This window comes from Streptomyces sp. NPDC016469 (genome assembly GCF_040632905.1).
In the GTDB taxonomy this organism is placed as follows: domain Bacteria; phylum Actinomycetota; class Actinomycetes; order Streptomycetales; family Streptomycetaceae; genus Streptomyces.
The window spans coordinates 161117-182153 of sequence record NZ_JBEYCQ010000002.1 but is presented as its reverse complement, the minus strand read 5'-3'; the positions used below and the strand labels follow the sequence as shown (position 1 = coordinate 182153).

Sequence of the window (21037 nt, the reverse complement as noted above, 5' to 3'; positions counted from 1 at the left end):
GATTGTGTGCCTTCTCGCCGTACGGTCACCGAGGGGGCACGGGGTGTCCCCGTACGCCCGTCAGACGCGCGGCAGCGACTCCGCCGCGATCCCGCCCTCGATGGCGAGGATGCGGTGCAGCCGGGTGGCCACCAGGAGGCGTTGCATCTGCGGAGGCACGCCGCGCAGCACGAGGCGCCGTCCGGCGCGCCCGGCCCTGCGGTGTGCGCCCATGATGACGCCGAGACCGGTGGCGTCCCACGAATCCAGCTCGGTCAGGTCGAGCACCAGATCGCCGACGCCGTCGTCCAGGGCCGAGTGCAGGACCGTACGGGCGTCCGCCGCGCTTCGGACGTCGAGGCGGCCCCCGACGACCAGCTCGGCGTGGTCGCCCCTGATGTGCATATGCGCTCCCCTGGAATGCTCCGTGGCCCGGTCCGTCTGTCCGAAACTGTCTCTGCCCCAACTGACTGTGGCAGCGACAGGGTAGTTGCCGTCTGTAAGCGAACCGATACCGAATTCACTCCGAGGAGTGATGCGGGACGGTCGCGAACGCTGAGGGAACCAGTGGTTCCGGACGGCGTTCCCCCGAACGGCACCCGGCCTGGCTGACAGCGCATCAGCCGGACCGGACCGAAAATGATCAGTAGGTGTAGAAGCCCTGCCCGCTCTTGCGCCCGATGTCACCTGCATCGACCATCCGGCGCATCAGCTCCGGGGCGGCGAACTTCTCGTCCTGCGACTCGGTGTAGATGTTGCTCGTGGCGTGCAGCAGGATGTCGACGCCGGTGAGGTCCGCGGTCGCGAGCGGCCCCATCGCGTGGCCGAAACCGAGCTTGCAGGCGACATCGATGTCCTCGGCCGTGGCGACGCCCGACTCGTACAGCTTGGCGGCCTCGACCACGAGCGCCGAGATCAGCCGGGTGGTGACGAAGCCGGCCACGTCGCGGTTGACGACGATGCAGGTCTTGCCGACGGACTCGGCGAACTCCCGCGCGGTGGCGAGGGTTTCGTCGCTGGTCTTGTAGCCGCGTACGAGCTCGCAGAGCTGCATCATCGGGACCGGCGAGAAGAAGTGGACACCGACCACGCGCTCCGGGCGCTCCGTCACGGCCGCGATCTTGGTGATCGGGATGGCGGAGGTGTTCGAGGCGAGCACGGTGTCGTCCCGGACGATCTTGTCGAGCGACCGGAAGATCTCGTGCTTCACCTCCAGCTTCTCGAAGACGGCCTCGACCACGATGTCCGCGTCGGCGACGGCGTCGAGATCGGTGGTCGTGGTGATCCGGCCGAGCGCGGCCTCGGCGTCGGCCGCGTCCAGCTTGCCCTTGGCGACGAACTTGTCGAAGGAGCCCTTGATGCCGTCACGGCCGCGGGTCAGGGCCTCGTCGGTCACGTCGCGCAGCACCACGTCCCAGCCGGCCCGGGCGGAGACCTGCGCGATGCCGGACCCCATGAGTCCGGCTCCGATGACGGCGAGCTTCCTGGCCACGTTGGCACCCCTCTGTATGTGTCGCTGGTTCTGGTCCATGCCCTCCGGCGGAGGTTAGTACCCGGGGCGGGTGCTGGGGCCGCGAAGAGATGCGCGTCACGTCTCAAATGACGGACATCACACCGGGGGCCGTCATTCGGCGGTGCGCCGGGCGTAGTTGAGCACCTTTTCGCCCAGCAGGTCCTCGATGTCGTCCAGCAGCACGAGCGCGTCCCGGGACACCTCGGCGGGCCCGCGGCCGGCCACCATCTCCTGCCCGATGTACCCCATGAGGGTGCCGTGGACCCAGGAGAGCTGACCGGCCACCAGAACCGGTGTCCGGTCCCCCGCCCCGGCGTCGCTCACCTCCACGAGGGTGGCCTCCAGGTGCCGCGCCGCCTCCTGCTGGATGTGCCAGAGGCGGGCCTTGAGGCTGTCGGCCTCCTCGATCACCCGCATGAAGCGCGCGTACCCCTCCATCAGCCCGACGGTGGGCGACACGCCCTCGACCTGGATGCGCAGCTCCCGCAGCACGGCGTCGGCCGCGGACTCGCCCTCGTCGCGGCCCCTGACGTACCGCGAGAGGCGCTCCACGACGCCCTTGCTCCGGTCGAGGAACAGGTCCTCCTTGGCCGGGAAGTAGTTGTACACGGTGTTGACCGAGACGTCGGCGGCGTGGGCGATCTCGGCGATCGTCACCGCGTCGAAGCCGCGCTCCAGGAAGAGGCCGGTGGCCACGTCCGAGAGGTGCTGCCTGGTCTGCCGCTTCTTGCGCTCCCTGAGTCCCTCAGCCATGCGTCCATCGTAGGCCGCCTGGTGTCTCTGTAAATTTGGAGTCATTGCATTTTTGCAGTGACTCTGTTTTTGTGGGCGCATGACCGTCATCAGTACGTCCGGGCTCGCCCGGACCTTCATCAGCAAGTCCGGCCCCGTCGAGGCCGTCCGCTGCCTCGACCTGACCGTCGCGGCCGGCGAGATCCTCGGCCTGCTCGGTCCCAACGGCGCGGGCAAGACGACCACCCTGCGCATGCTCACCACGCTGCTCTCCCCCACCGGCGGCGCGGCCACCGTCGCCGGCCGCGACCTCGTCGGTGATCCGGCGGGTGTACGCGCACAGTGCGGTTACGTCGCCCAGTCGGGCGGGGTCGACCCGCACACCACCGTGCGGGAGGAGCTGGTCACCCAGGGGCGGATGTACCGGCTCGGCAAGGCGGCGGCGGTCGCCCGGGCCGCTGAACTCGCCGGGGAACTGGGCCTGTCGGACCTGCTCGACCGGCGGACGGCGACCCTCTCCGGCGGTCAGCGCCGCCGCCTCGACATCGCCATGGGGCTCACCCACCGCCCCGCCGTGCTCTTCCTGGACGAGCCGACCACCGGGCTCGACCCGGGCAGCCGCGCCGACCTCTGGGACCTGGTGCGCCGGCTCCGCGACGCGCACGGCACCACCGTCGTGCTCACCACGCACTACCTGGACGAGGCGGACGCGCTCGCCGACCGGCTCGTCGTCATCGACGGCGGCCTGGTGGCGGCGGAGGGCACCCCGGCCGCCCTCAAGACCCGCTACGCGGGCTCCCCCGACGCCACGCTCCAGGACGCCTTCCTGGCCCTCACCGGACGCGCCCCCGCCGCCGACACCGCTCCCCTCGCGGTCTGACCTCCCTCAGGAATCCCATGCTGCTGCACGACACCGCGCTGATCTTCGGGCGTTACGCCCGCCAGACCCTGCGTTCCAAGTTCCAGATCCTCTTCGGCGTCCTGATGCCCCTGCTCTACCTGCTCTTCTTCGGGCCGCTGCTCACCGAGCTGCCGCTCGGCCGGGACGACGTCGACTCCTGGCAGGTCCTGGTACCCGGACTGCTGCTCCAGCTCGGGCTGTTCGGCGCCTCGTTCGCGGGGTTCGGCCTCATCATCGACAAGTCGACCGGGGTGGTCGAGCGGATGCGGGTGACCCCGGTCAGCCGGGCGGCGCTGCTGCTGGGCCGGGTGCTGCGGGACGCGCTGCTCTTCATGTTCCAGGCGGTCCTGCTGGTGCTCGTCGCCGTACTGATGGGACTGCGCGCGCCGCTGCCCGGGGTGCTGATCGGCTTCGCGTTCGTCGGCCTGCTGACGGTCTCGCTGGCCTCGCTCTCGTACGCGCTGGCCATGCGGGTCTCCACGCCGCAGGAGTTCGGCCCCGTCATCAACGCGCTCACCATGCCCGCCATGCTGCTCTCCGGCCTGATGCTGCCGATGACGCTCGGCCCGAAGTGGCTGGACGTCCTCTCGCACTTCACGCCGTTCCGCTACCTGGTGGACGCGGTGCGGGACGCGTACACGGGCTCGTACACCACCCCGCACATGCTGTACGGGACCCTGGTCGCCCTGGGCTTCGCCGCCGCGGCCGTGACGGTGGGCACAGGTGTCTTCCGGAAGGCCGGGGCCTAACTAGGCTGGCCGCATGGTCAATCTGACGCGCATCTACACCCGTACCGGCGACAAGGGCACCACCGCCCTCGGTGACATGAGCCGCACCGCCAAGACCGATCTGCGGATCTCCGCGTACGCCGACGCCAACGAGGCCAACGCGGTCATCGGCACCGCGATCGCCCTCGGGCAGCTGGACGAGGACGTCGTGAAGGTCCTCGTCCGCGTACAGAACGACCTGTTCGACGTAGGCGCGGACCTGTCGACGCCGGTGGTGGAAAACCCGAAGTACCCGCCGCTGCGGGTGGAGCAGTCGTACGTCGACAAGCTGGAGGCCGACTGCGACCACTACCTGGAGCAGGTGGAGAAGCTCCGCAGCTTCATCCTCCCGGGCGGTACGCCGGGCGCCGCGCTGCTGCACCAGGCGTGCACCGTGGTCCGGCGTGCCGAGCGGTCCACCTGGGCGGCGATGGAGGTGCACGGCGAGGTGATGAACGCGCTGACGGCGACCTACCTCAACCGCCTCTCGGACCTGCTGTTCATCCTGGCCCGGGTGGCGAACAAGGAGGTCGGGGACGTGCTGTGGGTGCCGGGCGGCGAGCGCTAGGCATCCGGTCCCGGCACCCGCTTCGGGAACACCGTGTAGCTCGCCGCGATCACCAGATTGATCCCGATCACCAGCAGCATCGTGCGCTGCCAGGACCGCAGCGAGCTCACGTCCCCGTCGCCGCCCACGTACCAGACGGCCGCCTGGAGCAGCGCCAGCGCGGTCGCGGCGGCCACGGTCCAGCGGCCGGCGGTCTTCCATTCGTACACCGCCCGCGCCTTGCCGTACTTCGGCGGCTTCACCGGGGGCGGGCCGCCGGCGAACCGGTGCGCGACCTGGGCGTCGGCCCATTTGATGGTGGAGTGCCCGAGGCCGACCGTGAAGCCGATGTAGACCGCGGCGAGCCCGTGCTTCCAGTCCGGCTCGGCGCCGTTCTTCAGGTCCACGGCGGTGACCGCGAGCAGGACGAGCTCCAGCACCGGTTCGCACAGCAGCACGGCGGCGCCCAGGCGCGGCCTGTGCGCTCCGTAGCGCAGGGCCAGGCCGGCGGCCAGCAGCACCCAGAAGGCGATCTCGCAGGCGACGATCAGTGTGACGATCACGGGTCCGCTCCTTTTCGCTCCCTTCCAGCCTGGCCGCCGCGCGGGGCCGGAACGTCGGCCCAGGTGACGAGACCCGACTGCATACTTCGATGTAGTGCCGGCTCTCTCCCTCCCCCGCCCCCACCGCGACGACGTGCTCATCGCGGTCGCCGGGCTGCTCGGCGGCCTGGTGCTGTGGCTGCTGAACCTCTACATGCGCAGCGGTTACGTCCTCGGGGACACCCGCCTGCCGCTGGTCCCGCTCGTGGTGATGTCGGGGGCGGAGCTGCTGCGCAGGACCTCACCGCGCACCGCCCTGGCCGTGGGCACCGTTGCGCTCGTCGCGGACCAGTGCACCCACGGCAACCTGGCGACCGTGGCGATGTACACCGACATCATGTACGCGGCGGTGCTGTACGGGACCCCGGCGGCCGCCCGCCGCATCCCGGTGGTCACCTTCCTGATCTCCCTCGTCGTGACCATCGGCTCGCTCGCCTGGTTCCGCAGCCCCGATGCCCTGCTCATCGGCATCGTCACCGCCCTCGTCGTCTTCGTGCCCGCCCTCACCGGGGTCAGCGTGCGCAACCACCGGGACGCCGCCGAGGCCGCCCGGCTGCGCGCCGACCAGACCGCCCTGCTCGCGGAGATGGACCGCACCCAGGCGGTCACCGCCGAGCGGGCCCGGATGGCGCGGGAACTGCACGACCTGGTCGCCAACCACCTGTCCGCGATCGCGATCCACTCCACCGCCGCGCTCTCCATCGGCGACCCCGAGACCTCCCGCACCGCCCTCGGGGTGATCCGGGAGAACAGCGTCGAGGGTCTGGCCGAAATGCGCCGCCTGATCGGGCTGCTGCGCACCGGCGGGGCCGATCCGGAGCCCAGCAGTTCGCCGACGCTCGGCTCGCTGGACGCGCTGATCGAGCAGCACCGGGCCGCGGCGGCGGCGGGCGGGCTGACCTGCGTACTGGAGGACACCAGGGCCGGCGGGGCACCCCTGCCGGCGCCGGTCGAGCTGGCCGCGTACAGGATCGTGCAGGAGTCCCTGACCAACGCGCTCAAGCACGCGGCGCCGGGCCCGGTCACGGTGCGGCTGGGGCAGGCGGGGCGGCGGCTGACGGTGGGGGTGAGCAGCGTGCTCGGGGAGCGGCCCGGGCCGCGCGCGCCGGGGTCGGGGGCCGGTCTGGTGGGGATGCGGGAACGGGTCGCGCTGCTCGGCGGGGAGTTCGAGGCCGGCCCGGAGGACGGGATGTGGCGGGTACGGGCGGAGCTGCCCGTGGAGGAAGGAGACGGGGAGCCATGAGGATCCGGGTGCTGGTCGCGGAGGACCAGACGGCGGTACGGGCGGGGCTCGTGCTCATCCTGGGCAGCGCGCCGGACATCGAGGTCGTCGGGGAGGCCGGGGACGGCGAGGAGGCGGTGCGGCTGGCCCGGGAGCTGCGGCCGAACCTGGTGCTGATGGACGTGCAGATGCCGCGCCTGGACGGGGTTTCGGCCACCCGGCAGGTGACCGGCGAGGGGCTGGCGGACGTGCTGGTGCTGACGACGTTCGACCTGGACGCGTACGTGTTCGGGGCGTTGCGGGCGGGAGCCTCCGGGTTCCTGCTGAAGGACACCGAGGCGGCCGGGCTGCTCGACGCGGTGCGCACGGTGGCGCGCGGCGAGGGGCTGATCGCCCCGGCCGTGACGCGGCGGCTGATCGCGGAGTTCGCGGGGGCCACCGCCGGACGGACGGCGGACGCTCCGGACGCCTCGGTGCTGGAGGCGCTGACCCGGCGGGAGCGCGAGGTGCTGGGGTGCCTCGGCGAGGGGTTGTCGAACGCGGAGATCGCCGAACGGCTGTCCATGGCCGAGGCGACGGCGAAGACGCACGTCAGCCGGTTGCTGGGGAAGCTGGAGCTGCGCAGCCGGGTCCAGGCGGCGGTGCTGGCGCAGGAGTTGGGAGTCTGAGGTTTATTCAGCGGACGGTCGCGATCTTTGGTCTGGACCTCTTGACGATTGGTCCAGACCTTCTTAATCTCACCGAACACACTGCGGTGAGCCTGCCATGACAAAGGCGGGCTCAGGGCGGCGCAGGGTTGCAGTTCACGGACCACCCCGTATGTCCGGACCTCACCCGAGGAGCACCGTTGAGCACTGAGACCCCCCGCCGGACCCGATTCAGACTCGGGTCCGGTCGAGCCACCAGAACCAGAGCCGTCGCGAGCCTCACCGCACTGCTCCTTCCCCTTGCCGCCATGGTCGGCATGGCCTCCCCCGCCGAGGCGGCGACCTCCGCCACGGCCACGTACCTCAAGAAGTCCGACTGGGGCACCGGCTTCGAGGGCCAGTGGACGGTGAAGAACACCGGCACCACGTCCCTCAGCTCCTGGACCATCGAGTGGGACTTCCCCAGCGGCACCGGCGTCGGCTCCGCCTGGGACGCCACCGTCACCCACACGGGCAACCACTGGACCGCCAAGAACGTCGGCTGGAACGGCACCATCGCGCCCGGCGCCAGCGTCTCCTTCGGCTTCAACGGCACCGGCTCCGGCAGCGGCGCCGCCACCAACTGCAAGCTGAACGGCGCCTCCTGCGACGGCGGCCCCACGGTTCCCGGCGACAACGCCCCCTCGGCGCCGGGCACCCCCACCGCGAGCGGCATCACCGACACCTCGGTGAAGCTCAGCTGGAGTGCGGCCACCGACGACAAGGGCGTCAAGAACTACGACGTCCTGCGGGACGGCGCGGTCGTCGCCACGGTCACCGGCACCACGTACACGAACACCGGCCTCACCGCGGGCACGGACTACTCGTACAGCGTGCAGGCGCGGGACACCGCCGACCAGACCGGCCCGGTCAGCGGCGCGGTCAAGGTCCACACCACCGGCGGCGGTGACGACGGCGGCAACGAGACCGGCGACAAGGTCAACCTCGGCTACTTCGCCGAGTGGGGCGTCTACGGGCGCAACTACCACGTCAAGAACCTGGACACGTCCGGTTCGGCCGCGAAGATCACGCACATCAACTACGCCTTCGGCAACGTCCAGGGCGGCAAGTGCACCATCGGCGACTCCTACGCCGACTACGACAAGGCGTACACCGCCGACCAGTCCGTCGACGGCGTCGCCGACACCTGGGACCAGCCGCTGCGCGGCAGCTTCAACCAGCTGCGCAAACTGAAGGCGAAGTACCCCCACATCAAGGTGCTGTGGTCCTTCGGCGGCTGGACCTGGTCCGGCGGCTTCGGCCAGGCGGCCCAGAACCCGGCCGCGTTCGCCGACTCCTGCTACAGCCTGATCGAGGACCCGCGCTGGGCCGATGTCTTCGACGGCATCGACATCGACTGGGAGTACCCCAACGCCTGCGGCCTGACCTGTGACACCAGCGGCCCGGACGCGCTGAAGAAGCTCACCTCGGCGCTGCGCACCAAGTTCGGCAAGGACTACCTGGTCACCGCCGCCATCACGGCCGACGGCTCCCAGGGCGGCAAGATCGACCTGGCGGACTACGCCGGCGCCGCGCAGTCGCTCAACTGGTACAACGTGATGACGTACGACTTCTTCGGCGCCTGGGACGCGAAGGGCCCGACCGCCCCGCACTCCCCGCTGAACTCGTACTCCGGCATCCCGATCGCCGGCTTCAACTCCGCCGACGCCATCGCCAAGCTGAAGGCCCAGGGCGTCCCCGCGTCCAAGCTGCTGCTCGGCATCGGCTTCTACGGACGCGGCTGGACCGGCGTCACCCAGGACGCGCCCGGCGGCACCGCCACCGGCGCCGCCCCGGGCACGTACGAGGCGGGCATCGAGGACTACAAGGTCCTCAAGAACACCTGCCCGACCACCGGCACGATCGCCGGCACCGCGTACGCCCACTGCGGCACCAACTGGTGGAGCTACGACACCCCGGCCACCATCAAGTCGAAGATGGCCTGGGCGAAGAACCAAGGCCTGGGAGGCGCGTTCTTCTGGGAGTTCAGCGGGGACACCAGCAACGGTGAACTCGTGAGCGCGATGAACACCGGCCTCAAGTAACCCCCGAGGCTCAGCCCCCCGAAAGACGCCGGGGAGACAGGTCCGCCCCCTGTCTCCCCGGCTTTTCCATCGTTACGGGGACGCCTCGTCGATCAGCGCCTGGACACCGTCGAGGATGCGGGTCAGGCCGAAGTCCAACGACTCGGCGCCGTCCGACTCGAACGCCCCGGCCGCGATGGCCCGGGTGAGCGCGGGGAACCGGTCGGCGTGCCGTTCCAGCAGTTCGCCGGTCAGCCGGCCCCACTCCCGGGCGTGCTCCGCGTCGAAGTCCGCCGTCTGCTGGGCGAGACTGCGCACCTGGCCGATGAGGAGCAGGACGACCCGCTGCCGGTCGGCCGCGCCGAGCCCCGTCGGCTCCAGCACGGCATGGGCCGCGTCCAGCCAGCCCAGCTGGTGGGGGCCCATGATCTGCCGGCGCATCGCGGTGGCCGCGAGCAGCCAGGGGTGGTCCGCGTACACCTGCCAGGACCTCCGGCTCCAGGCGGCCAGCCGCTCCCGCCACCCCGGGCCCGCGTCCGCGAGGTCGGGTACGTCGGCGAGCGCCACCTCCACCATGAGCTCGACCAGCTCGGTCTTGCCCGGCACATAGCGGTAGAGCGCCATCCCCGAGACCCCCAGCCCGGCCGCCACCCGGCCCATCGAGACCGCTTCCAGGCCCTCCGCATCGGCGACCGCGACCGCCTCGTCGGCGATCCTGCCCGGGGTCAGCGAAGGCTTGGGGCCCCGGGCGGGCTGCCCCCGCTCCCCCCAGAGCAGCTCGACCCCGGCCCGCATGTCCCTCGGCCCTGCCCGCTTGCTTCTCCCGGCTGCCCCGGCCATCGCGCTCTCCCTGGTCTCGGTCGGATGGTTGACACCCTCCGAACAACTGTATATATCTTAAGCACTACCGCTTACACCATAAACAGTTTAAGGAGTCAGCCATGCTGACCACGCTCATCACCGCATCCGCCGCCACTCTGATAGCCGGCCCGGCCGCGGGAATGCTCGGCTACCGGCAGCTCAAGCGCACCGCCAACGCCAGGAAACTGCGCATCACCGCACCGCACGGGATCGAGGAGTCGGGATTCGTCCGGATCGGCGGCATCGACCAGTGGATCTCCGTACGGGGCGACGACCGCGCGAACCCGGTGATCCTGGAGATCCACGGCGGCCCCGGAGCCTCCAACCACATCTTCCTGCCGCGCACCCGGGGCTGGGAGAAGCACTTCACCATCGTCCGCTGGGACATGCGCGGTGCCGGCCGCACCTTCGCCGCGCACGGCCCCGACGGCCAGGGCGACGTCACCCTGGACCGGCTGTACGAGGACGCCTTGGAGGTCACCGACCACATCCGCTCCCGCATGGGCGTCGACCAGGTGCTGCTGGTCGCCAACTCGTTCGGCAGCGTGGTCGGACTGCGGCTGGCCCGCCGCCACCCCGAGCGGTACTCCGCGTACGTCGGCACCGACCAGAACATCAACGCGGGCGGCCGCGACCACGGCGGGCACCAGGTCCTGCTGGAGCGGCTGCGGGCGGCCGGAAAGCGCAAGGACCTGGCCGCCGTCACTGCGATGGGCCCCGACCCGGCCGCCTGGACCCCGGACCAGTGGTCGGCCCACGCGAAGATCGTCGTCACGTCCGACCCGCTCACCTACGACACCATGAAGACGGTGGTGGTCCGCTCGCTGTGGTTCTCACCGCTGCACACGCTGCGGGGGCTGCGCTCCTACATGGGCGGGATGACCTTCTCGGAGCGGGTGGCGCCGGAGGCCGTGACGATCGACGAGTGGGCCGAGGGCACCGACTTCGCCCTGCCGTTCTTCGTCTTCCAGGGCGCGCACGACGTCCTGACGCCACCGGCTCCGGCGCGCGCGTTCTACGAGGCCGTCACGGCACCGGCCAAGGACTTCGCGCTCATCGAGGACGCGAGCCACTTCGCGTCGTTCCGGCACCCGGACCGCTTCCTGGACCTGATGCTGACCCGGGTCCGCCCTGCCGTCGCCGCGAACCGCTAGGCGACGTTCACCCGCTGGCCGGGCGGGGCCGCCTCCAGCCAGGCGAGGAAGCCGGTCAGCGCGTCCTCGCTCATCGCCAGCTCCAGGCGGGTCTCCCGGTGGAGGCAGCCGAGCACGATCGCGTCGGAGAGCAGCGCCAGCTCCTCCTCGCCCTCCGGCATCCGGCGGGCCACGACCTCGATCGCGGACCGCTCGAGGACCCGGCGGGGGCGCGGCGAGTAGCTGAAGACCCGGAACCAGTTCACCTTGTCGCCGCTGTACCGGGCTACGCCGTATACCCAGCCCTTGCCGGACAGGTCGGGTTCCTCGGGTACGTTCCACCGGAGACTGCAGTCGAAGGTCCCGCCGGAGCGCTGGATCAGCCGCCGGCGCAGACCGAAGACGAAGAGTCCCAGTACGACCAGTGCGACGACCAGTCCGCCCACCCACAGCGCGAGGTACATCTCCACCGACCTCCTCGCGTCGTCGAGTGAACGGATTACCGTCCGTACGTCATCTGCATCCGCATCGCCTCAGCCGCGACACGGTCCGGAGGGGTCTCCGGCACGGGCCGCGGCTGAGGGTAAAGCCATGTCGTGGGGTGGCTAGTGTGCCGCCACCGCACGCAGTCGCACTTCGGCGCGCCGCTCGGAAGCGCCGTCCGTGTCCGACTTCGCACGCTCGAGCGCACGCTCCGCGCGCTCGACGTCGATCTCGTCGGCAAGCTCCGCGATCTCCGCGAGAAGCGACAGCTTGTCGTCGGCGAACGAGATGAAACCGCCGTGCACGGCCGCGACGACGGTCGCGCCCTCGCTCGTACGGATCGTCACCGGGCCCGATTCCAGCACACCCAGAAGCGGCTGGTGACCGGGCATGACGCCGATGTCGCCGGACGTGGTGCGCGCGACGACCAGGGTGGCCTCGCCGGACCAGACACTGCGGTCCGCGGCGACCAGCTCGACGTGCAGCTCAGCAGCCAAGGGTGGCTCCTCGGGTCACCACCCGGCGGTCGTGCCGGGTGTTGGGTCAATTCTACGGGGCGTGGTGAGGGGGACGGGACGCACCCGCCCCCCTCGGTGAGCCGGGGGCTCAGGAGACGCCGAGCTCCTTGGCGTTGGCCTTCAGGTCCTCGATGCCACCGCACATGAAGAACGCCTGCTCGGGGAAGTGGTCGTACTCACCGTCGCAGATCGCGTTGAACGCGGCGATCGACTCGTCGAGCGGAACGTCCGAACCGTCCACGCCGGTGAACTGCTTGGCGACGTGGGTGTTCTGCGACAGGAAGCGCTCGACGCGACGGGCCCGGTGGACAACGAGCTTGTCCTCCTCGCCCAGCTCGTCGATACCGAGGATCGCGATGATGTCCTGGAGGTCCTTGTACTTCTGGAGGATCCCCTTGACGCGCATGGCGGCCTCGTAGTGGTCCGCGGCGATGTACCGCGGGTCCAGGATCCGGGACGTGGAGTCCAGCGGGTCCACGGCCGGGTAGATGCCCTTCTCGGAGATCGGACGGGAGAGAACCGTCGTCGCGTCGAGGTGGGCGAAGGTGGTCGCCGGCGCCGGGTCGGTCAGGTCGTCCGCGGGGACGTAGATCGCCTGCATCGAGGTGATCGAGTGACCGCGGGTCGACGTGATGCGCTCCTGGAGCAGACCCATCTCGTCGGCCAGGTTCGGCTGGTAACCCACCGCGGACGGCATACGGCCGAGCAGGGTGGACACCTCGGAACCGGCCTGGGTGTACCGGAAGATGTTGTCGATGAAGAAGAGCACGTCCTGCTTCTGCACATCGCGGAAGTACTCCGCCATGGTCAGACCGGCCAGGGCGACGCGGAGACGGGTCCCCGGCGGCTCGTCCATCTGGCCGAAGACGAGCGCCGTCTTGTCGATGACGCCGGAGTCGGCCATCTCCTCGATGAGGTCGTTGCCCTCACGGGTGCGCTCACCGACGCCCGCGAACACCGACACACCGTCGTGGTTGTTGGCGACGCGGTAGATCATCTCCTGGATCAGCACGGTCTTGCCGACACCGGCACCACCGAACAGACCGATCTTTCCACCCTTGACGTACGGGGTGAGGAGGTCGATGACCTTGACGCCGGTCTCGAACATCTCGGTCTTGGACTCGAGCTGGTCGAAGTTGGGCGCCTTGCGGTGGATCGGCCAGCGCTCGGTGACCTCGGCCTCGGCCTCGGGCTTGTTCAGGATCTGGCCAAGGGTGTTGAACACCTTGCCCTTGGTGATGTCGCCGACGGGGACCGTGATGCCGGTGCCCGTGTCGGTGACCGGGGCCTGGCGGACCAGACCGTCGGTCGGCTGCATCGAGATCGCGCGGATCACGCCGTCACCGAGGTGCTGGGCGACCTCGAGCGTCAGCGTCTTGAGCTTGCCGTCCTCGGCCGGGTCGGCCACCTCGACGGTCAGCGCGTTGTAGATCTCCGGCATCGCGTCGACGGGGAACTCCACGTCGACGACCGGGCCGATGACCCGGGCGACGCGGCCCGTGGCAACGGCCGTCTCAACTGTGGTCGTCATTACTTGTCACTCCCCGCGGTCGCGTCGGCCAGCGCACTGGCACCGCCGACGATCTCGCTGATTTCCTGGGTGATTTCGGCCTGGCGGGCCGCGTTGGCAAGCCGGGAGAGCGTCTTGATGAGCTCACCGGCGTTGTCGGTGGCCGACTTCATCGCGCGGCGGCGGGCGGCGTGCTCGGAAGCAGCGGCCTGCAGCAGCGCGTTGTAGATACGGCTCTCGACGTACCGCGGAAGCAGGGCGTCGAGGACGTCCTCCGCCGACGGCTCGAAGTCGAAGAGCGGCAGGATCTCGCCCTTGCCGGTCTCCTGCTCCGTGGCACCGAGACTGAGCGGCAGCATCCGGTCGTCGACCGGGTTCTGCGTCATCATCGACACGAACTCCGTGAAGACGATGTGCAGCTCGTCGACGCCGCCCTCGGCGGTCTCCTTGGACACCGCCTCGATCAGCGGAGCAGCCGCCCGCTTGGCATCCGCGTACGTCGGGCTGTCGGTGAAGCCGGTCCACGAGTCCGCGATCTTGCGCTCGCGGAACCCGTAGTAGGCGACACCCTTGCGGCCGATCACGTATGTGTCGACCTCCTTGCCCTCACCGCGCAGCCGCTCGGTCAGCTTCTCCGCGGCCTTGATGGCGTTGGAGGAGTAACCGCCGGCCAGGCCGCGGTCGCTCGTGATGAGCAGGATCGCGGCCCGGGCCGGGGACTCGGCTTCGGTGGTCAGCGGGTGCTTGGTGGTGGAGCCGGTCGCCACCGCGGTCACCGCACGGGTGAGCTCGGTCGCGTACGGCGTCGACGCCGCCACCTGGCGCTGCGCCTTGACGATGCGCGAGGCGGCGATCATCTCCATCGCCTTGGTGATCTTCTTCGTGGCGGTGACGGAGCGGATGCGGCGCTTGTAAACGCGAAGCTGAGCGCCCATCGATCAGCCCTCGCCCAGGAGCTTGCCGTCCGAGGTCTCGAACTGCTGCTTGAAGGCGGCGACGGCGTCGGCGATCGCCTGCAGCGTGTCGTCGGACATCTTGGCGCCCTCGCGGATGCTGGTGAGGAGGTCCTTGCGCTCGCGGCGCAGGTACTCCAGCAGCTCCGACTCGAAGCGGCGGATGTCCTCGACCGGGACGTCGTCCATCTTGCCGTTGGTGCCGGCCCAGACGGAGACGACCTGCTCCTCGACCGGGAACGGGGCGTACTGCGGCTGCTTCAGCAGCTCGACCATGCGCTTACCGCGCTCCAGCGACGCCTTGGAGGCCGCGTCCAGGTCGGAACCGAAGGCGGCGAACGCCTCCAGCTCGCGGTACTGGGCGAGGTCCACGCGGAGCCGGCCGGACACCTGGCGCATGGCCTTGTGCTGGGCGGAGCCACCGACGCGGGAGACCGAGATACCGACGTTCAGGGCCGGACGCTGACCGGCGTTGAACAGGTCGGACTCCAGGAAGCACTGGCCGTCGGTGATGGAGATGACGTTGGTCGGAATGAACGCCGACACGTCGTTCGCCTTGGTCTCGACGATCGGGAGACCCGTCATCGAACCGGCACCCATGTCGTCGGAGAGCTTGGCGCAGCGCTCCAGCAGACGCGAGTGGAGGTAGAAGACGTCGCCGGGGTACGCCTCACGGCCCGGCGGACGGCGCAGCAGCAGGGAGACGGCGCGGTAGGCGTCGGCCTGCTTCGAGAGGTCGTCGAAGATGATCAGGACGTGCTTGCCCTGGTACATCCAGTGCTGGCCGATGGCCGAGCCGGTGTACGGCGCGAGGTACTTGAAGCCGGCCGGGTCGGACGCCGGGGCGGCGACGATGGTCGTGTACTCGAGCGCACCGGCCTCTTCGAGCGCGCCGCGCACGGAGGCGATCGTCGAGCCCTTCTGACCGATGGCGACGTAGATGCAGCGCACCTGCTTGTTCACGTCGCCCGAGCGCCAGTTGTCGCGCTGGTTGATGATCGTGTCGACGGCCAGAGCGGTCTTACCCGTCTGACGGTCGCCGATGATCAGCTGACGCTGGCCGCGGCCGATCGGCACCATGGCGTCGACGGCCTTGTAGCCGGTCTGCATCGGCTCGTGCACCGACTTACGGACCATGACGCCAGGGGCCTGCAGCTCGAGGGCGCGGCGTCCGTCGGTCGCGATCTCGCCGAGACCGTCGATCGGGTTGCCGAGCGGGTCGACGACGCGGCCGAGGTAGCCCTCGCCGACGCCGACGGAGAGCACCTCACCGGTGCGCTGCACCGGCTGGCCCTCCTCGATGCCGCTGAACTCGCCGAGGACGATCGCACCGATCTCGCGCTCCTCGAGGTTGAGGGCGAGACCGAGGGTGCCGTCCTCGAACTTCAGCAGCTCGTTCGCCATGGCGGAGGGCAGGCCCTCCACCTTCGCGATGCCGTCGCCGGCAACGCTGACCGTACCGACCTCCTCGCGCGAGGCCGCGTCCGGCTTGTACGACTGGACAAAGTTCTCCAGCGCGTCCCGGATCTCCTCCGGCCGGATCGTGAGCTCCGCCATCTGGGTTCCCTGCTCTCCTTGTTGGGCCCGAAGTTTCTTAAGGGGGTCTGGGGGCCGACCCCCAGGAATCTTCTGCAGTTTCTGCACGGCCCAACCGGGCCGCTGGTCTTGCTCTGTTCTGTTGCGCTGCGCCTGCGTCAGCCGGCCATGCGGCGGGTCGCCTCGTCGAGGCGGTCCGCGATGGTGCCGTTGATGACCTCGTCGCCGACCCGCACCGAGATCCCGCCGAGGACCGAGGGGTCCACGTCGAGGTTCAGGTGCATCTGGCGGCCGTAGATCTTCGCCAGGGCGGCACCCAGGCGCTGCTTCTGCCGGTCGCTGAGCGGCACCGCTGAGGTGACGATCGCGACCGTGCGCTCCCGGCGCTCCGCGGCCAGCTTGGAGAGGGAGTCGAGTCCCGCTTCCAGGCTACGTCCACGGGGCTGGGTGACAAGCCGCACGACGACGCGCTCGGTGGCGGGCCGCGTCTTGCCGCCGAGCAGGCTGCGGAGCAGCTCGCCCTTGGCGGCCGGGGTCGCGGTCCGGCTGGTGAGCGCGGCGCGCAGGCCGGTGTCCGAGGCGACGATGCGGCCGAACCGGAAGAGTTCGTCCTCGACGTCGTCCAGGTCGCCGTTGCGCTGGGCGGCGGTGAGGTCGGCGGTGTTCGCCAGCTCCTCGACCGCGTCGACCAGGTCACGCGACTGCGACCAGCGCGAGCGGACCATGCCGGAGACCAGGTCGACGGCCTCGCCGCCCACCTGGCCGCCCAGCAGGCGGCCTGCCAGCTCGGCCCTGGCCTCGCCCGGCTGCGCCGGGTCGGTCAGGACCCGGCGCAGCGACACCTCGCGGTGCAGCAGCGCCGTGACGCCGGCCAGGTCCTCGGCGAGCTTCGCCGCGTCGACCGACGTGCTGTCGGTCAGCGCGTCGAGACGCTCGCGTGCGGCAGCCAGTGCCTCGCGGCTCGCGCTGTTCATCGGACGGCCTCGGCCTTCGCTTCGAGCTCGTCGAGGAAGCGGTCGACGGTGCCACTCTGCCGGGCGTGGTCCTCCAGGGACTCACCGACGAGCTTGCCGGCCAGGTCGGTGGCGAGCTTGCCCACGTCCTGGCGCAGCGCGGCCGCGGCGGCCTTGCGGTCGGCCTCGATCTGGGCGTGGCCGGCGGCGACGATCTCGTCGCGCTGGCGCTGGCCCTCGGCACGCATTTCCTGCAGGATCACGGCGCCCTGCTCCTGCGCCTCCTGGCGCAGACGAGCGGCTTCGTGGCGGGCCTCGGCGAGCTGAGCCTTGTACTGCTCAAGAACGCTCTGGGCCTCGGTCTGGGCCGCATCGGCCTTCTCGATCCCGCCTTCGATGGCCTCGCGGCGCTCTTCCAGAACCTTGTTGATGTTCGGGAGGAGCTTCTTGGCGAGGAAGCCGAAGACGATGACGAAAGCGATGAGGCCAATGACGAGCTCAGGGATCGGCGGAATGAGCGGGTTTTCCGCTTCCTCCGCCGCGAGCTGAACCAGGGGGTTCACGTCAGTGCCTTCCGTCGAATGGGCTGTTCGCGACCGGTCAGGAGGTCGGGTAGACGAACGGCATGACCAGACCGATCAGGGCGAGCGCCTCACAGAAGGCGAAGCCGAGGATCTGGTTGGCGCGGATGAGACCGGCAGCCTCGGGCTGACGGGCGAGCGCCTGGGTGCCGTTACCGAAGATGATGCCGATGCCGACGCCGGGGCCGATCGCGGCGAGGCCGTAACCGATCGAGCCGAGGTTGCCCTTGATTTCGACGCCGGCGGCGAGGGTCTGGAGAGCGGACATGCCGGTTCTTCCTTCTCTTTCAATGTCCGGTGGGGGTTGGCCACCGGGTGCTTCAGGAGTGGGGTGCTCAGTGGCCCTTGGCGAGAGCGCCCTGGATGTAGCTGCAGGCCAGCAACACGAAGACGTAAGCCTGAACAGCCTGGATGAAGAGTTCGAAGGCGGTCATCACGATGACCATCACGAACGACACACCTGCGTAGGCGATCCCGATGCCGTTGAGCATGTACCAGCTGGCGATCGTGAAGAGCAGCAGGAGCGTGTGGCCCGCGAACATGTTGGCGAAGAGTCGGACCGCGTGCGTGAACGGCCGGACCAGCAGGTTCGAGAAGAACTCGATGGTCATCGAGAGCGGCAGGACCCCGCCGAGGTTCTTGTCGTAGCCCGTGAAGTTCTTGAGGGCGCCGACGAACCCGTGCTTCTTGAAGGTCAGGCCGACCCAGAGCACGTAGACGATTCCGGCGAGGATCGCCGGGTACGAGATGATCGCCGTCACGGGGAACTGGGCAACCGGGATGATGGACCAGAGGTTCATCATCCAGATGACGAAGAACAGGGAGACCATCAGCGGGACGTACTTCTCGCCGTCGCGCTTGCCGATCGTCTCGTAGACGATGCCGCGGCGGATGAAGTCGTATCCGGCCTCGGCCGTCATCTGGAGCTTGCCGGGCACCAACTTCGGCTTGCGGAAGGCGGCCCAGAAGAAGCCAACGATGATCACCGAGCCGAGCAGGGCCAGCAGCATCGTCTTGTTGAAGTACAAGTTGCTGTCCGCGTCGCCCCAGAGGGGCTCGAACAGGAACGAGTGCAGGCCGGGTGCCGGAAAGCCACAACCGTCGAAGAGGTGGCAATCGGTCTCGAAGGCGAGCACCTGTGTCGGGTCAGCACTCACCGCGGGCTCCTTCAGCGTGGCGCATAGGTACGGCAACCTCGTTGTGTCGGCGCGGCGCGCAGCCGCGGTTCGGCACTGGACTGGTGTTTCGGATGTGTGAGCGGCAGTCAGGCATGTGAGCCTCGCGATCGAGCAGGCGTCAGCTCACATGCACGCGCCCGCAGTGCCGCAGTTGGAACCGGACGATAGCAGGGTCCTGACCCCGCACTTATTCCGCCCCTACCCTTCACGCGTCCGACCCCGGTTTCCCGGCCTTGTCGGCCTTGTCGGATTCGGGTTCCACGTAAAGGATCTTCGCCTTCATGTGCGCACGCGCCTGTGCGCCGATCCACACGAGGGTGGTCGCGACCAGGGTGATCGCGAACGCCTTCGGGTTGAACAGCGAGGTGTTCTTGAATACGGCGACGAAGATGAACAGCAGCAGGAGCTGCGCCGTGTAGAGCGCGAGCCCCATCGCCTGGAAGAGGTGGGGCATGGACCGGGCGGTCCGTTGCAGGACCAGGAGTCCGATCCCCATGAAGAGGATGACCACGATCGTCCCCACGATCGCGCCCAGGGCTCCCTTGCCGCCGGCGACGCCAGCGCTGATCGCGGCGGCTACGGCGCCGGCGACAGCGGTGGGTACGGCGGTCTGGAGGAGAGTCCGGACGTCGTTGGACGGCATGGCGGCAGCTCCGCTTGCAGGGGGTGGGCAGTGTGTCGTCATGGACGAGCGTAGGCCCGGTCCGAGTCGATGCCTCGGGCCGATGGACCGTGCTACATCAGGTCCTTCGGCTCTGTCACCGGGCTTCGTGAACGGTATCACAAACTATTTGATGAGGTCTTTACCTAGAAAGTGTGCTTGCTGTCACACGTGAGGGCTAACGAGCACGTGTGAGCGAGGCACGGCTTCACTTTGTCTGCTAATGGGTGCCGGTGACCGGTTTACCGGCGGGTCGAACCGGCCGCTCTGCGGTCCGCTGTACGCGAACGGTGGCCGATCGCGGTCGCCCCGTTGACGCCCGAGACACCCGCGGCGACAGGCGCCCCGGCAGCCGCCTCACGCTCCTCGGAGGCATCACCGGACCCGTCCGTCGCACCCGCCTCCATCTGGCCGTCCACGGGCCCCTGTTGGCCCTCCGCGGCCTCCTCCGACGCGGCCCCCGGCCCCTCCGGGCGACGCCGTCTGCGGCGGTAGCGCGGCGGCACGAAGCGTTCCGCCCAGCGCGGGGCGCGCGGGGTGAACGCGGGCAGCAGGAGCAGGATCAGCCCGAGCGCGCTCAGCCCCACGATCACGATCACGATCCACAGGGACGTCGAGTGCACCGAGTACCCCACCGCGCCGAACGCGATCAGCGCCGACCAGAAGTACATGATCAGCACCGACCGGCTGTGCGAGTGGCCGATGTTGAGCAGCCGGTGGTGCAGGTGGCCCCGGTCCGCCGCGAACGGCGACTGGCCGTTCCAGGTGCGCCGCACGATCGCCAGCACCAGGTCGGCCGCCGGGATGGCGATGATCGTCAGCGGCAGCAGCAGCGGGATGAACACCGGGAGCATCGCGTGGGTCGCCTGGCGCTCACTGCCCTCGAAGATCTTCATGGTGTCCGGGTCGACCTGACCGGTGACCGAGATCGCACCGGCCGCGAGCACCAGACCGATGAGCATCGACCCCGAGTCGCCCATGAAGATCCGCGCGGGGTGCATGTTGTGCGGCAGGAAGCCGAGGCACATGCCCATCAGGATCGCCGCGAACAGCGTCGCCGGGGCGGCGGCCTCGATGGTGTGCCCGTACCAGAGCCGGTAGGTGTACAGGAAGAACGCGGCGGCGGCGATGAGGACCATGCCCGCCGCGAGCCCGTCCAGGCCGTCCACGAAGTTGACGGCGTTGATCGTGATGACGACCAGCGCCACGGTGAGCAGCGTGCCCTGCCACGGGGTGAGCGCGACGGTGCCGACGCCCGGGATCGGCAGCCACAGGATCGTGAGGCCCTGGAGGACCATCACGGCGGCGGCGAGCATCTGCCCGCCCAGCTTGATCAGGGCGTCGATCTCGAACTTGTCGTCCAGGACCCCGATCAGCCAGATCAGCGCCGCTCCGGAGAGCAGCGCCCTGGGCTCGCTGGAGAGTTCGAAGACACCGTCGAGGTTGGCGAGGTGGTTGGCGACGATGAGCCCCGCGCACAGCCCGCCGAACATGGCGATGCCGCCGAGCCGCGGAGTCGGTTCGCGGTGGACGTCACGCGCGCGGATCGCGGGCATCGCCCCGACCGCGATGGCGAACTTGCGCACCGGACCGGTGAGCAAGTAGGTCACAGCGGCCGTGACACAGAGTGTCAGCAAGTAATCACGCACGGGCTGCCCCACAGATATCGCCGGCCATCTCAGCCCACACCTTAACTA

Annotated in this window: 23 protein-coding genes; 7 read left to right on the top strand and 16 right to left on the bottom strand. The window is 69.5% G+C overall.

All coding sequences use genetic code 11. The features are described 5' to 3' along the window. Nucleotides 1-60: 60 nt before the first annotated feature. From ABZ565_RS02785 to ABZ565_RS02775, 3 genes are all read right to left on the bottom strand, one after another. On the bottom strand, nt 61-384 hold the full coding sequence (locus ABZ565_RS02785; RefSeq protein WP_018102617.1) for an STAS domain-containing protein: 324 nt from the start codon (nt 382-384) through the stop codon (nt 61-63). A gap of 238 nt (nt 385-622) precedes the next feature. Then, the gene (locus ABZ565_RS02780) at nt 623-1471 is read right to left on the bottom strand and encodes a 3-hydroxyacyl-CoA dehydrogenase family protein (RefSeq protein ID WP_073964852.1); all 849 of its coding nucleotides are present in this window, start codon (nt 1469-1471) and stop codon (nt 623-625) included. A 132-nt stretch (nt 1472-1603) separates the two neighbouring features. Beyond that, a complete protein-coding gene (locus ABZ565_RS02775; RefSeq protein ID WP_361019672.1) occupies nt 1604-2245 on the bottom strand; it encodes a TetR/AcrR family transcriptional regulator in 642 nt (213 codons plus the stop codon). Between the two features lie 79 nt (nt 2246-2324). On the opposite strand from ABZ565_RS02775, the gene ABZ565_RS02770 reads away from it, so the two are divergent. The 3 genes from ABZ565_RS02770 to ABZ565_RS02760 are packed head-to-tail and all read left to right on the top strand — an operon-like array spanning nt 2325 to nt 4460. Next, complete coding sequence (locus ABZ565_RS02770) at nt 2325-3104, top strand: ATP-binding cassette domain-containing protein (RefSeq protein WP_361019669.1); 780 nt, start codon at nt 2325-2327, stop codon at nt 3102-3104. 17 nt (nt 3105-3121) lie between these two features. After that, the gene (locus ABZ565_RS02765; protein WP_361019666.1) at nt 3122-3874 is read left to right on the top strand and encodes an ABC transporter permease; all 753 of its coding nucleotides are present in this window, start codon (nt 3122-3124) and stop codon (nt 3872-3874) included. 13 nt (nt 3875-3887) lie between these two features. Then, entirely contained in the window at nt 3888-4460 is a 573-nt protein-coding gene (locus ABZ565_RS02760; RefSeq protein WP_361019663.1) for a cob(I)yrinic acid a,c-diamide adenosyltransferase, read from the top strand. Here ABZ565_RS02760 and ABZ565_RS02755 read toward each other — a convergent pair. After that, nucleotides 4457-5002, bottom strand: coding sequence for a hypothetical protein (locus ABZ565_RS02755; RefSeq protein WP_361019660.1), 546 nt, complete (start codon nt 5000-5002; stop codon nt 4457-4459). The genes ABZ565_RS02760 and ABZ565_RS02755 overlap by 4 nt on opposite strands. A 94-nt stretch (nt 5003-5096) precedes the next feature. Here ABZ565_RS02755 and ABZ565_RS02750 point away from each other — a divergent pair, with 94 nt between their 5' ends. From ABZ565_RS02750 to ABZ565_RS02740, 3 genes are all read left to right on the top strand, one after another. Further along, nucleotides 5097-6284 carry a histidine kinase gene (locus ABZ565_RS02750; protein WP_361019657.1) on the top strand — a complete coding sequence of 396 codons (1188 nt, stop codon included), beginning with the start codon at nt 5097-5099 and terminating at the stop codon, nt 6282-6284. Continuing rightward, nucleotides 6281-6931: a response regulator transcription factor gene (locus ABZ565_RS02745; RefSeq protein ID WP_361019654.1), complete on the top strand. Its 651-nt coding sequence runs from the start codon at nt 6281-6283 to the stop codon at nt 6929-6931. Before ABZ565_RS02750 ends, ABZ565_RS02745 begins: the two co-directional genes overlap by 4 nt. Before the next feature lie 179 nt (nt 6932-7110). Continuing rightward, nucleotides 7111-8994, top strand: a complete 1884-nt coding sequence (locus tag ABZ565_RS02740; protein WP_361019652.1) for a glycoside hydrolase family 18 chitinase — start codon at nt 7111-7113, stop codon at nt 8992-8994. A gap of 72 nt (nt 8995-9066) precedes the next feature. Here ABZ565_RS02740 and ABZ565_RS02735 read toward each other — a convergent pair whose 3' ends face one another. Next, nucleotides 9067-9813, bottom strand: a complete 747-nt coding sequence (locus tag ABZ565_RS02735; RefSeq protein ID WP_361019649.1) for a TetR/AcrR family transcriptional regulator C-terminal domain-containing protein — start codon at nt 9811-9813, stop codon at nt 9067-9069. A gap of 101 nt (nt 9814-9914) precedes the next feature. Here ABZ565_RS02735 and ABZ565_RS02730 point away from each other — a divergent pair, with 101 nt between their 5' ends. Next, nucleotides 9915-10988 (top strand): alpha/beta hydrolase, encoded by a 1074-nt coding sequence (locus ABZ565_RS02730; protein ID WP_361019647.1) that lies wholly within the window; start codon nt 9915-9917, stop codon nt 10986-10988. On the opposite strand, the gene ABZ565_RS02725 is transcribed toward ABZ565_RS02730, so the two are convergent. From ABZ565_RS02725 to ABZ565_RS02675, 11 genes are all read right to left on the bottom strand, one after another. Beyond that, nucleotides 10985-11431 (bottom strand): DUF2550 domain-containing protein, encoded by a 447-nt coding sequence (locus tag ABZ565_RS02725; RefSeq protein ID WP_361020025.1) that lies wholly within the window; start codon nt 11429-11431, stop codon nt 10985-10987. The genes ABZ565_RS02730 and ABZ565_RS02725 overlap by 4 nt on opposite strands. Nucleotides 11432-11572: 141 nt before the next feature. Continuing rightward, nucleotides 11573-11947 carry a F0F1 ATP synthase subunit epsilon gene (locus ABZ565_RS02720; RefSeq protein WP_265541067.1) on the bottom strand — a complete coding sequence of 125 codons (375 nt, stop codon included), beginning with the start codon at nt 11945-11947 and terminating at the stop codon, nt 11573-11575. A gap of 109 nt (nt 11948-12056) precedes the next feature. Further along, nucleotides 12057-13499, bottom strand: coding sequence for a F0F1 ATP synthase subunit beta (gene atpD, locus ABZ565_RS02715; protein ID WP_161212584.1), 1443 nt, complete (start codon nt 13497-13499; stop codon nt 12057-12059). Beyond that, the gene (locus tag ABZ565_RS02710) at nt 13499-14413 is read right to left on the bottom strand and encodes a F0F1 ATP synthase subunit gamma (RefSeq protein ID WP_164399147.1); all 915 of its coding nucleotides are present in this window, start codon (nt 14411-14413) and stop codon (nt 13499-13501) included. The genes atpD and ABZ565_RS02710 overlap by 1 nt, the downstream gene beginning before the upstream one ends. Before the next feature lie 3 nt (nt 14414-14416). Further along, the gene (atpA, locus tag ABZ565_RS02705) at nt 14417-15988 is read right to left on the bottom strand and encodes a F0F1 ATP synthase subunit alpha (RefSeq protein ID WP_093706149.1); all 1572 of its coding nucleotides are present in this window, start codon (nt 15986-15988) and stop codon (nt 14417-14419) included. 137 nt (nt 15989-16125) lie between these two features. After that, nucleotides 16126-16941 carry a F0F1 ATP synthase subunit delta gene (locus ABZ565_RS02700; RefSeq protein WP_361019642.1) on the bottom strand — a complete coding sequence of 272 codons (816 nt, stop codon included), beginning with the start codon at nt 16939-16941 and terminating at the stop codon, nt 16126-16128. Continuing rightward, the gene (locus tag ABZ565_RS02695) at nt 16938-17483 is read right to left on the bottom strand and encodes a F0F1 ATP synthase subunit B (protein WP_361019640.1); all 546 of its coding nucleotides are present in this window, start codon (nt 17481-17483) and stop codon (nt 16938-16940) included. The genes ABZ565_RS02700 and ABZ565_RS02695 overlap by 4 nt, the downstream gene beginning before the upstream one ends. Nucleotides 17484-17520: 37 nt before the next feature. Further along, nucleotides 17521-17769: an ATP synthase F0 subunit C gene (gene atpE, locus ABZ565_RS02690; protein WP_018102636.1), complete on the bottom strand. Its 249-nt coding sequence runs from the start codon at nt 17767-17769 to the stop codon at nt 17521-17523. Between the two features lie 67 nt (nt 17770-17836). Next, nucleotides 17837-18658 (bottom strand): F0F1 ATP synthase subunit A, encoded by an 822-nt coding sequence (gene atpB / locus ABZ565_RS02685; RefSeq protein ID WP_361019636.1) that lies wholly within the window; start codon nt 18656-18658, stop codon nt 17837-17839. Between the two features lie 226 nt (nt 18659-18884). Next, nucleotides 18885-19322: a hypothetical protein gene (locus ABZ565_RS02680; protein WP_360860027.1), complete on the bottom strand. Its 438-nt coding sequence runs from the start codon at nt 19320-19322 to the stop codon at nt 18885-18887. Nucleotides 19323-19582: 260 nt separating this feature from the next. Beyond that, nucleotides 19583-21001: an MraY family glycosyltransferase gene (locus ABZ565_RS02675; RefSeq protein WP_361019634.1), complete on the bottom strand. Its 1419-nt coding sequence runs from the start codon at nt 20999-21001 to the stop codon at nt 19583-19585. Nucleotides 21002-21037 lie beyond the last annotated feature (36 nt).

What these genes read in the sequence shown, in the direction of transcription:
- ABZ565_RS02785 (WP_018102617.1), bottom strand. Translation starts at nt 384, where the DNA reads ATGCACATCAGGGGCGACCACGCCGAGCTGGTCGTCGGGGGCCGCCTC.
- ABZ565_RS02775 (WP_361019672.1), bottom strand. Translation starts at nt 2,245, where the DNA reads ATGGCTGAGGGACTCAGGGAGCGCAAGAAGCGGCAGACCAGGCAGCAC.
- ABZ565_RS02770 (WP_361019669.1), top strand. Translation starts at nt 2,325, where the DNA reads ATGACCGTCATCAGTACGTCCGGGCTCGCCCGGACCTTCATCAGCAAG.
- ABZ565_RS02765 (WP_361019666.1), top strand. Translation starts at nt 3,122, where the DNA reads ATGCTGCTGCACGACACCGCGCTGATCTTCGGGCGTTACGCCCGCCAG.
- ABZ565_RS02760 (WP_361019663.1), top strand. Translation starts at nt 3,888, where the DNA reads ATGGTCAATCTGACGCGCATCTACACCCGTACCGGCGACAAGGGCACC.
- ABZ565_RS02745 (WP_361019654.1), top strand. Translation starts at nt 6,281, where the DNA reads ATGAGGATCCGGGTGCTGGTCGCGGAGGACCAGACGGCGGTACGGGCG.
- ABZ565_RS02735 (WP_361019649.1), bottom strand. Translation starts at nt 9,813, where the DNA reads ATGGCCGGGGCAGCCGGGAGAAGCAAGCGGGCAGGGCCGAGGGACATG.
- ABZ565_RS02730 (WP_361019647.1), top strand. Translation starts at nt 9,915, where the DNA reads ATGCTGACCACGCTCATCACCGCATCCGCCGCCACTCTGATAGCCGGC.
- ABZ565_RS02725 (WP_361020025.1), bottom strand. Translation starts at nt 11,431, where the DNA reads ATGTACCTCGCGCTGTGGGTGGGCGGACTGGTCGTCGCACTGGTCGTA.
- atpD (WP_161212584.1), bottom strand. Translation starts at nt 13,499, where the DNA reads ATGACGACCACAGTTGAGACGGCCGTTGCCACGGGCCGCGTCGCCCGG.
- ABZ565_RS02710 (WP_164399147.1), bottom strand. Translation starts at nt 14,413, where the DNA reads ATGGGCGCTCAGCTTCGCGTTTACAAGCGCCGCATCCGCTCCGTCACC.
- atpA (WP_093706149.1), bottom strand. Translation starts at nt 15,988, where the DNA reads ATGGCGGAGCTCACGATCCGGCCGGAGGAGATCCGGGACGCGCTGGAG.
- ABZ565_RS02700 (WP_361019642.1), bottom strand. Translation starts at nt 16,941, where the DNA reads ATGAACAGCGCGAGCCGCGAGGCACTGGCTGCCGCACGCGAGCGTCTC.
- atpE (WP_018102636.1), bottom strand. Translation starts at nt 17,769, where the DNA reads ATGTCCGCTCTCCAGACCCTCGCCGCCGGCGTCGAAATCAAGGGCAAC.
- ABZ565_RS02680 (WP_360860027.1), bottom strand. Translation starts at nt 19,322, where the DNA reads ATGCCGTCCAACGACGTCCGGACTCTCCTCCAGACCGCCGTACCCACC.